This window comes from Alteromonas sp. MTD1, assembly GCF_042848195.1.
Classification (GTDB): domain Bacteria; phylum Pseudomonadota; class Gammaproteobacteria; order Enterobacterales; family Alteromonadaceae; genus Alteromonas.
Genome location: NZ_BTGG01000006.1, coordinates 198,150 through 210,755 on the forward strand (window position 1 = coordinate 198,150; position 12,606 = coordinate 210,755).

The 12,606-nt window shown below is 43.7% G+C and carries 9 protein-coding genes; 4 read left to right on the forward strand and 5 right to left on the reverse strand.

Annotated elements, in window-relative coordinates:
- Positions 1 to 49 precede the first annotated feature (49 nt).
- The 5 genes from ACGHAV_RS09935 to glpK all read right to left on the reverse strand — a co-directional run bounded on the left by ACGHAV_RS09935 (position 50) and on the right by glpK (position 8,536).
- Entirely contained in the window at positions 50 to 1,501 is a 1,452-nt protein-coding gene (locus tag ACGHAV_RS09935) for an SLC5 family protein (protein WP_390379800.1), read from the reverse strand.
- 18 nt (positions 1,502 to 1,519) lie between these two features.
- Positions 1,520 to 2,269, reverse strand: coding sequence for a SapC family protein (locus ACGHAV_RS09940; protein WP_390379803.1), 750 nt, complete (start codon positions 2,267 to 2,269; stop codon positions 1,520 to 1,522).
- Between the two features lie 13 nt (positions 2,270 to 2,282).
- Complete coding sequence (locus ACGHAV_RS09945) at positions 2,283 to 3,815, reverse strand: tryptophan halogenase family protein (RefSeq protein WP_390379805.1); 1,533 nt, start codon at positions 3,813 to 3,815, stop codon at positions 2,283 to 2,285.
- 111 nt (positions 3,816 to 3,926) lie between these two features.
- Positions 3,927 to 6,725, reverse strand: a complete 2,799-nt coding sequence (locus ACGHAV_RS09950; RefSeq protein ID WP_390379808.1) for a TonB-dependent receptor — start codon at positions 6,723 to 6,725, stop codon at positions 3,927 to 3,929.
- 326 nt (positions 6,726 to 7,051) lie between these two features.
- Complete coding sequence (gene glpK / locus ACGHAV_RS09955) at positions 7,052 to 8,536, reverse strand: glycerol kinase GlpK (RefSeq protein WP_390379811.1); 1,485 nt, start codon at positions 8,534 to 8,536, stop codon at positions 7,052 to 7,054.
- Positions 8,537 to 8,700: 164 nt separating this feature from the next.
- On the opposite strand from glpK, the gene ACGHAV_RS09960 reads away from it, so the two are divergent.
- The 4 genes from ACGHAV_RS09960 to ACGHAV_RS09975 all read left to right on the forward strand — a co-directional run bounded on the left by ACGHAV_RS09960 (position 8,701) and on the right by ACGHAV_RS09975 (position 12,470).
- Positions 8,701 to 9,459 carry a DeoR/GlpR family transcriptional regulator gene (locus ACGHAV_RS09960; protein WP_390379814.1) on the forward strand — a complete coding sequence of 253 codons (759 nt, stop codon included), beginning with the start codon at positions 8,701 to 8,703 and terminating at the stop codon, positions 9,457 to 9,459.
- A gap of 243 nt (positions 9,460 to 9,702) precedes the next feature.
- Positions 9,703 to 11,238: a glycerol-3-phosphate dehydrogenase gene (gene glpD / locus ACGHAV_RS09965; RefSeq protein ID WP_390379817.1), complete on the forward strand. Its 1,536-nt coding sequence runs from the start codon at positions 9,703 to 9,705 to the stop codon at positions 11,236 to 11,238.
- A 33-nt stretch (positions 11,239 to 11,271) separates the two neighbouring features.
- Positions 11,272 to 11,832, forward strand: a complete 561-nt coding sequence (locus ACGHAV_RS09970) for a histidine phosphatase family protein (protein ID WP_390379820.1) — start codon at positions 11,272 to 11,274, stop codon at positions 11,830 to 11,832.
- Between the two features lie 134 nt (positions 11,833 to 11,966).
- Positions 11,967 to 12,470 (forward strand): hypothetical protein, encoded by a 504-nt coding sequence (locus tag ACGHAV_RS09975; protein ID WP_390379823.1) that lies wholly within the window; start codon positions 11,967 to 11,969, stop codon positions 12,468 to 12,470.
- Positions 12,471 to 12,606: the final 136 nt, after the last annotated feature.

Below are 12,606 nucleotides of genomic sequence, written 5' to 3' on the forward strand. Positions count from 1 at the left end.
AATAAAAAAGGGTGCACAACGACACCCTTTTTGTATTGTGAATTTTTTGTTAGTCGTTTTTGTAAATCGCTAATGAAAACTCAGCCTTTTGGCGAAACACCACGCTATTAACGATTAATGCGAATGCAACACAACCGATAAGCGTAGCGAACATTAAGTGGATATAGTGTAAGCCAAATGGCGCGTATAACGGTGATGCCTCAAAGCTCATAAGTGCATAAATAGACACGCCAAAGACAACCGCTCCTATGGCTGCAAATGCATGCACATTTCTAAATAATAGGCCCACTATGAATACCGACAAAATAGGCATGCTTAGTAATCCGTAAAGCTTTTGAACTAGGTTAATAATGCTGTCTGCTTGCTGGTATACCGGAATAAGAGCAAGAGACACTAAACAAAGCAATACGGTAACATAGCCACTAAGCTTGGGAACGTTTGGCGTTTTATTTACATAGCTTTCGTGAATATCGCACACGTACAGCGCTGCCGCAGAGTTTAGGTTGCTGTTGAAGGTAGTGAGTACTGCCGCTGCCATAGCTGCAGCAAATACACCGGAAAGCCAATCGGGTAGCACGGTAGCTACGATTTTTCCGTAGGCGCTATCACCAATATCACCAAACAGTTTAAAAGACACAATACCAGGGATAACGATAATTGCAGGCACAATTAGCAGGCGAATACCGGCAGCAGCAAAAACCCCTTTTTGTGCTTCTTTTAAAGAAGGTGCAGCCATTGCGCGTTGGGTAATAACTTGGTTAGTGCCCCAATAGAACATCTGAATAAAAATCATACCCGTGAGTAAGGTGTGCCAAGGAATAGGTGATTCATCATCGCCTAAAAGGGTTAGGCGTTCTTGAGGAATACCATCGAAGTTGTAATCGATAGCTTGAAGCGCAAGTATGACGACGAGCACAGCCATGGTAAGCAGTAAAACACCTGAATAGGTATCTGATACCGCAACGGCGCGAAGACCGCCGAATATTGCATAAAGTGCGCCCACTATAACGAAGGTAACTGCAATATACATAAGCGGTAGTTCAATATTGAACATTGACTGCATAAACAGCGAGCCAGAGTAAATTACCGCGGGGCAGAAGATTAACGCGCTACCGGCAAAAAATAGCGCACTGATAACGGCGCGAATGTGTTTGTCGTGATAACGCTGTTCTAGCAGTTCGGTAGTTGTGGTGCACTTAAACTTGTAATAAACAGGCAGAAATACTTTTGCTAAAACAAATAAGCCTACAACCGCAGCAAGTTCCCATAAAGCAAGCAGCGCCATTTGGTTACCGTTCATACCTACTAGCTGGTCGGTACTTAAGTTAGTAAGGGTGATACTACCTGCAACGAAATACCATGCTAAACCACCACCAGCAAGAAAGTACTCACTTTGTGATTGCGAGCCCCTGTTTTGCCCGCGGCAACTCAGGTAAGTAAGTAAGCCAATTAGCGCAGTCACAAATACGAAAACAGACACCTGTAGCGTGTTAGAAAACATAATTAACTCCTAAGGTGCTTATGACTTGCTGGTTTCGAACTTAACGTTCTTAACAGCGCGAGATGGAAATTTGGTGTTGTGCAGTCGAATAATGCGGTTTACCTGAAAAATCGATCCAAGCACGTTAAACAGCACATTCAGCAACCCTTTTTGATGAAGCAATGCCATTTCATCACTGCTTAAATTGTGTAAACGTTGCTCGTTCACGGTAGCAAGGCCGCCAACGCGCTGTTGGGTGTTGTCAGCGTACTCGATAATTAAGTCGACAGATTGAATTAGCTCCATTTCGTTCACTTGATTAAGCAATGCAGCTGTTTGCTGCATCGCTGACACACGCTCTGAAAGCAGCTTATTCTTATTGTCTAAGTAGGCGGTAGGGCGCCTTGAAGAGAGAAAAAGGGTTTCACCAGTATTTTGCGAAACCGCAGGAGAATCCATATCTAAAAGTGTGTCAGGCTGGTTTGTGCTTTTTTCAAAGCTCAATGTGAACGGAAGCGTTTTTAGACTTAATGGCGTAAAGTGTGCAAGCCACGCGCCTTGTGTTTCAAATACATTCTCTTGCGGTGCTAAACCGCATAATGCGGATACAGTCCAATACTGGTTATTTGCGGCTTTGCTAAAAAAAAGAGGATACTCGCAAGAGGCTTGAACAGCTTCTTTAACCTCTACATTCACCAAGTGGAACTTTGCGAATGTAGCGGTAAGTTTGCTTTCATCGATACGTATTTCGCTGTGTAGGTCAGATGATAACGTCTGAAAGTTTGGCATATTATTATTCTCGTTAGCTTGCTAACCACTGCTCTATATAATCGCGATGGTTCGGTAAACTACTTAGTTTTTGCTGTGTAATAAGCTGATTTTGTTGAATAACCTTATCAGCTAACTGGCGTTCTGTGTAGAAATGAGATTGCAAGGAAAAGTCTGGTGAAAAACCCATTCCATACAATACATACTGATAACTTGCAGCTGGGAAAAGCTCTATCGCTGCAGAGAAATCAGCAATTTTAGGTCCACGATATTTCCATATCTCTAGGTCTTCTTTTAAAGAATCAGGAATAGACTTGGGGTCGCGATTCGCTACCCAATAAGGTTCGCTTCGCTGGTTAAAAATGTAATGAAGTTTTAGAAAATCGATAATGCGTTGCCAACGATATTGCATTTGTTTGTTAAAACGCTGGCTCACTATTGGCATGGCACTGACCGGCAGCGGCATTTGCTCTGCAATAAAGCGGGCCGATATTTCAATAAGCATTAATGCGGTGGCTTCAAGGGGCTCTACAAAGCCCGCTGACAAACCAACGCCAATACAGTTGCCTTTCCAAATACGCTTTTTATAACCGGAGTTAAAGCGAATGATTCTTGCGTTTAACTCGCCCTTTTCGTCGCCCACATATTGGCGTAACACCTCTTCTGCACGGGCGTCGTTGGTGTAGTCGGTAGAATACACATGACCAACACCACGCCTTGATGACAAGCCAATATCCCAAATCCAGCCTGCTTCTTGTGCTGTTGCTTGGGTATAGGGCTTTATCTCAAAATCATCTTCATAGGGTACATGAAGGGCTATTGCTGAGTTGTTAAACAATACATCGTCGGTAGAAACCACTGCTTCGCCAAGGGTTTCACCTAGTAACAAAGAGCGGAAGCCTGAGCAGTCTACAAAAAGGTCGGCTTCAAGCGTGCTACCGTCGTTTAGTGTAATGCTTTGAATATGCTCGCTTGATGTGGCGTGAACACGTTCTACGGTGGCAACTTTGTGATTAACGCCAAGCTGATTTTTACTAAATTCTTTTAGTAAATCAGCAAATGCGCCCGCATCTAAATGATAGGCATAATTTGACTGAGCACTGCTGTATTCTTCTTCGTTAAGCGTGCGCGGCGCCATATTGCGTTCACATACGTGCTGCTGGAAATTGGTTGCATTAGCAAACTCTGCAATGTTGCCTACATAAGGCGCCATTTCAACGCGACCATAACCTAGTGGCACGGTAAATGGGTGATAGTAATAGTCGCCTTCTTCTTTTACCCAGTTTACGAACTTACCACCTTGCTTAAAGGCAGCGCTGCAGCGTCGAAACACTTCTTTTTCAGACAAACCAATGTCTTTCAGCGTGTTTCGCATAGTAGGCCATGTACCTTCACCCACGCCCACGGTAGGAATATCGCTAGATTCAACCAGCGTGATATCAAGCCCGCATTCACCGACAGCAATATTATGCTTTGCCGCTACTATGGCAGCTGTCAGCCACCCAGCCGTGCCGCCGCCGACAATAACGATGCGTTGCTTTTTAGAAGATTGAGTAGATTGGTTCATGAGTTGTCGCTACTTAAACGTGTTTACTACATTTATTCATAAACTCAAATAATTTGCCAATAAGCTTATGAATAAATGGCAGGGACTAGTCCCTGCCAAAACACACGCTTCTTAGAAAGAGCCGCGTATACCCACTGCGTAACGAGAGCCGTTATCTTCAATTGAGTAAATTTGGTCTGGGAAACGACCAACTTGCGTTAGTTCTTCTTCAGTTACGTTAATACCTTCAACGAAAACCGTTAGATGTTCGTTGATGTCGTAACTTGCGCTTACGTCCCACTGACCGTATGTTTCGGTCGTAGTTGGTTCGCCTGAGAAGCCGTTATCAAGTGCAAACAAGAACGACTCACGGTTGTTAAATGCAACACGCGCTTGGAACGCGTCTTTCTCGTAGAACAAAATAAGGTTCTGTGAATCGCCGAGCCCTTCTAACGCAAATGATTGAGTGATATCGCCAGAGACCTCAGCGTCGCTGTTCACTACTGTAGCATTTGCTGTTACACCAAAGCCGTTATCCCATACATGGGTAAGTGCAATTTCATAACCGTTAACCGTTGCTGTTTCACCATTTTGCGGACGCGTTACTGTGTAAACTTCACTTGCACCATTGAGTTCTTCAGTATCAGCTACTACATCGCGAGATGGGTCTTGTGGGTCAAGAGATACACCCGGAGCACAATCTGCTGCAGCGCAACGGAAATCTCCAGGAAGACGGTCAGTCATGTTGTAAGTTTCCGGACCAGACAGCGTAATAATAAAGTCTTCTACTTCCTTGCTGAATACTGCAAACGAGAATACAGAGTCATCGCTGTAATACCATTCAAACGATAGATCCCAGTTCTCCGCGCTAAATGGCTTAAGGTTAGGGTTGCCACCACTAGCCTGAAGGTTTTGACGACGAGGTTCACCAAAAGTTGTTGCTGGAGACATCTGCGACATTGTTGGGCGAGTCAATGAGTCGTAGCGCGAGAAGCGAACTATCATGTCTTCTTGTACTTCAAGCTTAACGTTCAAGCTAGGAAGGATATTCGAGTAAGACGACGTACCCACTATGTCTTGAGCTGGCGCAAAGCGGTTTGCGAAAAGCGTAAGATCTGACGTTGGAACGACGTCAGAGATAAATGCTTGAACTGCTGAAACAGCTACGTCAGTCTCTTCATAACGTGCGCCGAAGTTCATGGTTAATGGCATATCACCGATGTCATAACCAAACTCGAACTGTGCATATAACGCTGTTACTTCTTCTTCAATGTTGTAATAGTTATTTTGCAGCGTAGGCGTAACTGGAGCACCCTGAGAAGCAAGGTAGTCTAGGTAAGCATCACCGTCATAGGTATACCACGTGTCAATAAGACCGCTAAAGAAGTTGTTTGCAGTAAATGGACGAATGTTCAGTGCATCAATCGGTGCAGCAGTGCCATAACCGCAAAAAGCACATTGAGAAGCGAACTCTTGGAACACAAATTTTTCACGCTCTGAACGCAAAACGCCGAAGTCGACTTTGCGGAACACTTCAGAGTCAGCAAGATAAGTGAAATCAGCTTTATATTCAGTTACTTCATCTTCAGATGCTACAACGTTACCGAGGTCGTTATAGTGCAGACGGTTTAAATTAATGTCTGGTAGTTGACCGTTGCCAAAACCGTCGTGAATGACTGTTGGCGTGCCGCCAGTACCGTCAAATTCGTAATTGTTAATAATACCTACAACGTTGAAGCGACCTCTGCCGCCGATATCATTTTTGGCGTCAGAATTCGAAACATCAAACGTTGCAGAAAGTGCATCAGTAACCTGCCAATCAACATTTAAACCAAAACCTTTATTGGTAACATCACGAACGCCGCGGGTTGAGCTTACGAAGTCAGAGGCAGGGTTACCACTGCCTTGGTGTAAATCAATTTCTTGGGTAAATTGAATGGCGGTGCCGTATTCTGAAATAGTTGCAGAGCCTACGCGATCTGGCTCGAACCATGATGCAAGGTCAGTAACTTGAGAATCAACCTCAAACTTAGACACGAAACCGTCTAGGGTAATAGTAATATCGTCACTTGGCGCAAACTGAGCAACCAATGATGCGTTGGTACGCGTTCTTTCTTGCTGGTCGACAACTTGGTCCCAGTTACGAGGAAGGTAAACGTTGCTTGCTAATACGCCGTCATTACGGTTTGAAAGCGTTAAACCTGGACGCCAGCCAGCAGTTTGAATACGGTTAATTTGTACATCACGCTCTTGATGAGATACGGCAAGTAATAAACCAAACTTGTCGTCTGCGAATGTATTACTTACAAGGAAAGACGCTTGTGGCGACGTCTCTTCAGAAAGGCTTTCGTACATGCCTTTAATACTACCGACCGCTTGGAAGCCGTCGTAGTCGAATGGGCGAGCCGTTGTTACGTTAATGGTTGAGCCAATACCGCCCGACTGTAAGTTAGCTACGCCACTTTTGAAGATATTCGCACCCGTAATTTGGTCGGCTGCTAGTACGTCAAAGTTAAATGCACGGCCTGCATCGTCAGAGGCAATTTGACGACCGTTTACAAGTACCGTGTTGAACTGCGGGCCGAAACCACGCACGGTTACTTGTTGACCTTCACCGCCACTTCGGTCAATTGAAACACCAGTGATGCGCTGAAGTGATTCGGCAACGTTCAGATCTGGGAACTTACCAAGGTCTTCAGCAGCGATACCATCTGACACGGCAAGGTTTTCTTTCTTGTCAGACATGGCACGCTTAAGACTACTTACGATGCCGCGAACCTCAATAACTTCAACAGGTGCATCGTTTACATTTTGAGTGTCAGCGTCTTGTGATAAGGCAATCGGTGAGTGTAGGGCAGAGGCGATTGCAACACCAAGCAGAGAGCGCTTTGCAATAGGGCCTAGCTGTGATGTGTTAATTTTATGTGTCACTGTGTTTTCTCCGTGAGTAGGCTACGTTCTAACGTACTTTGCACTTTAATTACGTTTTTAGTATGTGCGGAACAAGCTTATTAACATTACTTTTACACATTTAGCGTTATTTTTTCTTACTTATTATTTGTAACTTCTTGAAAAAAATAACATTTATTAATCAAGGTAAAAGGTGAAACGTTTACCTTGATTTCAATACTAACACAAAATGACAATGTAATTACAATGTTATAAAATTTTTTTTGTATAAAAAAAGTGCGGTTTATAACCGCACTTTATTAACATATAGAAAATACTAACAGGTTGAGAAGCTTTGCAGGGCAAGATTAGCTACAACGAATACGATCTACCGCCTCTTTCCATCCGTCATAGGCACGGTTGCGTTCGTCTTTGGTGAGTCTTGGGGTGAAAACGCTATCACTCGTCCAGCACTGCGTTAAATCATCTAAGGAATTGAAGATCCCCGCCTGTAGGCCGGCAAGAAAAGCTGCGCCTAACGCCGTTGTTTCCGTGTTTTCAGGTCGCTCAACTTCTGCTCCTAGAATATCTGATAAAAAGCCCATTACCCAGTCGTTACGCGACATACCACCGTCAACACGTATTGTAGTAGGGCGCGCGCCGTCACATTCCATGGCTTTTTGCAAATCTTTAGTTTGGTAGCATACCGACTGAAGACCCGCAGCAACAATTTCGCTGATTCCAGTGTCTCGAGTTAACCCTAAAATTGCGCCGCGCGCATCGGGGTCCCAATACGGTGCGCCAAGACCGGTAAAGGCGGGCACTAAAAATACGCCGTTATCTTGTCTAGCACGCTGCGCAAGCGCTTCTGTATCTGCGGCGTCACCAATTAATTTAAGACCGTCGCGAAGCCACTGTACCGTGGCACCCGCCATGAATATACTGCCTTCTAGTGCATACGTTGTTTTTCCATCTATTCGATAGCCAACAGTAGTAAGCAGTCTATTTTTCGACTGAAGCGGCTCATCACCTGTATTAAGGATCATGAAGCATCCAGTACCATAAGTGCTTTTTGCCATACCTTTTTCAAAACACGCTTGCCCAACAAGCGCTGACTGTTGGTCGCCCGCAACACCTTGAATAGGAATAGCCCGTCCAATAATACTTTCGTCAAGCACGCCAAAATCTGCTGCACAGTCCATAACCTCTGGCAGCATTGATGCTGGAATGTTGAAAGTTTTGAGCAACTTTTCATCCCAACATTGCTTGTTTATATCAAACAGCATGGTACGAGATGCATTGGTTGCATCGGTCTTGTGTGAAGCACCGTTTGTTAAACGCCAGATTAGGAACGTATCAACCGTTCCAAATAGCAGTTCGCCGTTTTCTGCCTGAGCACGTGCGCCCTCTACATTATCCAATATCCATGCAATCTTTGTAGCAGAGAAGTACGGGTCAAGTAGTAAGCCTGTTGACTCGGTAATGTGCGATACCAATTCCGCATCTTCACTTAGCTCTCTGCAAAGTGGCGATGTACGTCTGTCTTGCCACACAATAGCCGGATACACAGGCTTTCCTGTGTCTTTGTGCCATACCAGTGTAGTTTCACGCTGGTTTGTAATACCGATAGTTGCAATGTCTTTAGCAGTAAGTGCACATCTATCAAAGACGTTTTTTATTGTAGAGACAACGCTTTCCCAAATTTCCTCAGGATTGTGTTCTACCCATCCATCATGCGGATATTTTTGTGAAAACTCAGTTTGGGAAATAGCTTCAATGGCGCCGTTTGGCGAGAAGATTATGCTTCGTGAGCTTGTAGTACCTTGGTCGATGGCAAGAATATGCTGCCCCATGACGTCACTCCAAAAAGATATATTTTTTAGAGTGTGCATTATTTACACGTGATTAACAATGCTCTATTTTCGAAAACGAACATTTGTGTTTTCGATTTTCGTGTGAAGTAAACGCATTAATCATTATACTAGTGCCTAACTAATAGGTAGTTTTGGGGTAAATAATGAATCAAACGCAGCGACATGAAAAAATTGTTGGCTTAATAAAGCTACATGGCTTTATGTCTATTGATGATCTTGTTTCTGCATGCGACGTTACGCCACAAACTATTAGAAGAGATTTGAATCAACTCGCCGACAGCGGTGTATTAAGTCGCTATCACGGTGGTGCTGGGCTGAACAAAAGCTGGGAGAACACGCCTTACCAGGAGCGTAAAACTCAAAATGCCGAGGTAAAAGAAAAAATTGCCGATGCTGTGGCCGCTATGATACCAGACGGTGCTTCACTGTTTATCAATATCGGTACCACAACAGAGCTTATTGCTACTAAGTTGCTGAACCACAAAAACCTGCATGTGGTTACCAATAACATTCATGTTGCTACTATTTTGTCAGCTAAAGAAGACTTCTCAGTCATTATTGCTGCCGGTGAGGTGCGCTATCGCGATGGCGGTATTATTGGTGAGGCTACATGCGACTTTATCAGTCAGTTTAGAATGGACTATGGCATTATTGGCATCAGTGGTATTAGTGCAGATGGCGCGTTATTAGATTTTGACTTTCGCGAAGTGAAGGTATCTCAAGCCATATTACAACATACACAGCATGTTATTCTTGCCGCCGATTATAGCAAGTTCGAGCGCCGCGCTATGGTGGAGCAGGGGCATATCTCTCAAGTGGATTGTCTTGTTTGTGATAAAACGCCACCTGAAAGTATTATGGAAATAATCGAAGAAAATAACATTACTTTCGTTAAAGCCTGACACCTTCTCGTCATAAAACTTATCTACCTTATTACTTCATAGGTTAAGACCCACGCAAGCTCCTGCGCTACTTTTGCGCCTTGCGTTTTCCATTGGACTAATATTACTTTCTTAGCCGTGCTGATAGCGCTTTTCTGATTCTTAATTTTTCTTTAATGTTCGTTTGTTTTCGTTTTGTGTTGACTTAACAATAAATTGGTTGTCAAATAGCCAAAAGATGAGAAAGCCATGTAAGGGCGAACAATGACTCAAAGTAATCAAAATGAACATGTATTAGATACGCTTGTTGTTGGCGGAGGCGTAAATGGTGTTGGCGTTGCTGTTGATGCGGCCGGCAGAGGCCTTTCGGTTATGCTTTGTGAAAAGGGTGACCTTGCTGGCGCTACTTCGTCTTCAAGCAGTAAGCTAATCCACGGTGGTCTTCGATACCTTGAGCACTATGAGTTTCGTTTAGTGAAAGAGGCTTTGGCAGAGCGCGAGGTTTTATTGAAGAAAGCGCCGCATATTATGTGGCCGCTACGCTTTAGATTGCCACATCAAAAACATCTGCGCCCAGCGTGGATGATTCGTATTGGTATGTTTCTTTATGATTCTTTAGCTAAACGCAACGTGCTTCCTCGTTCACGAAAACTAGCAACTACTCCGCAAGGGCCACTAGTTGAAAGTATTTCTACTTGCTTCGAATACTCAGATGGTTGGGTAGACGATGCCCGTCTAGTTGTTTTAAATGCACTTGCAGCGCAAAACCAAGGTGCAGAAATTCTAACTCGCACTGAGTGCGTTAGTGCAGAGAGACAAGATAATTTATGGCTTGTGACTTTACGTGACGAAAGCGGGAAAACGTTTACAGTTAGGGCTAAATCTATTGTAAACGCCGCAGGCCCTTGGGCTGTCTCGTTTCTAGATCGCTTAGTGAATGTGAATAACCCAAATGCCATGCGTATGGTTAAAGGCAGCCACTTTATTGTTCCTAAGCTGTACGACACAGAAGAAGCTTACATTCTGCAGAACAAAGACGGACGTATTGTTTTTGTTATCCCTTACGAAGGTGATTTTTCTTTGGTAGGCACCACCGATGAAGACTTTACGGGCAACCCGTCAGATGCAGCCATTTCAGACGCAGAAACCCACTATTTAATTGATGTGGTAAATGAATACTTTAAAACTAAGATTACCCGCGAAGATATAGTCCATAGTTACAGTGGCGTGCGACCTCTTTTAGAAGAGAAAAATGCATCAGCACAAGAGCTTACCCGCGACTACAAAGTAGAGCTAAAAGGCAGTGCGGGCGAGCCAATTCTGTTGAATATTTTTGGCGGTAAAATTACAACCTACAGAAAACTTGCTGAGCATGCCGTAGATAAATTGGTTACGTGTTTTCCAAAGGCGAAAAAAGCGTGGACGAAAGAGGTTCCGCTTCCAGGTGGTGCATTTGAAAGCCAAGAACGTTTTGTTGATAAGTTAACCAGCGACTTTCCTTGGTTACCAGTTTCTTTAGCGCAGCGATACGCTAAGCAGTACGGGTTGTTGTGCTTTAAATTCTTAAAGCATGCAAAGTCGTTGGACGACCTTGGTGCTGATTTTGGCGCCATGCTTTACAAAGCGGAGGTTGATTATCTTATTGCGTATGAATGGGCAAAGAACGTAGACGATGTGCTTTGGCGTCGTACCAAGCACGGTTTACGTTTATCTGAAGATGAGAAGCATGTGTTGGCAGACTATATAAGTCAGGCTGTTTATGGCCAAGGGGCCAATAATACCGTACTTGAAACAGCCTAAAAGCTATTAGTACAGCAGCACAGGGATGTGACGATGAAAACAAATCAAAAGGAAGTGGTGTTTATTCGCCATGGTAAACCACTGTCGGCACATAACGACAAAGTAAACGCAGCAGATTACGCAAAGTGGGTAAAGGATTACGATAAATCTGAACTTGACCCTGCCAGTCTTCCGGAAGAAGAAGCGAGCCTTGAGGATAGTTATGTAATAGTTAGTCCTCTTTTACGCGCTCAATTATCAGCAAAACAGTACGGCGCTGTAAACATCAATGAAACGTGCCACAACTTAAAAGAAATGGACATTCCTTTCTATAACATTCCGTTAAAACTAAAAGCATGGCACTGGGTTTTGCTAAGCCGTACGCTGTGGTTTGCCGGATTCAAAGGCGACTTTGAAAGCTTTGCTCACGCCAAAAAGCGCACTGTGAACCTTGCTCAGCATATTCAAACACTCAGCGAAGCGCACAATCGTATTGTGTTATTCGGCCATGGCATGACTAACTATTTCACTCGTAAGCAGCTAGTTAAAAACGGCTGGCAGCTTCAAAAGAAAAGTGGTGCTTTTTGGGGTATCACAACGCTCACAAAATCATAAACTTAAATTAATTAAGTAAGATGAAAATGTGGAGTAGCTTTATATTTCCGTCATAATGTCGATAAAAATATAAATAAAGACCTATTTTTACCAGGAATCGCTCGGTATAAATAGACGCAGGCGGAAAACAATAAATGAAGAAAAAAACCAACAAGCCTTCGCAAGATTACGGATTATTAAAAGTGGGGGCGGTTATTGCCACCATCGCTTTAATAAGTGTACTTGCTACTACCTTTAAGTCTGATGAAAACGATGTCACATTAGAAGTTTTTACAAAGCGTATGTCTCAGTTTCAGCATCATGTTGAGTCGTCACACTGGCAGTGGAAGGTGCAACAACCTACCTCTATGATTATGCTTCGTCACTACGACAACCAAGGAAAAGAGCGAAGCAGACGTCCTGTGCCTATTAATCATTTCGGATGGCCGGGCGGCGAAATGAATGATGAAGGCTGCGAAAAGCTTTGGACATCATTAACCGCTGAGGATTTAAACGTCGATGGCTTTAAAGTACATGCCCGTTTTTATTCTCAGGACAATGAAAGTAGCGAAGTCTATTGGTGTCGATTTGGTTTAAGTCGAGGGCCTTATTTCGACTACTACCCCGCGACTGGTAAAATATCTGATTTAGAAGACTAAACCACAACTCACTTTATATGCGATTTTCATTCTATTGTTAAGTTTTTGAAAGTCGTTTTGCTACTGGTTGTTGTTTCTACACAATTAGTCTACTTTTTAGGTGGTGTCGTGTTAGTACAACGTGTGGTAAGGTATT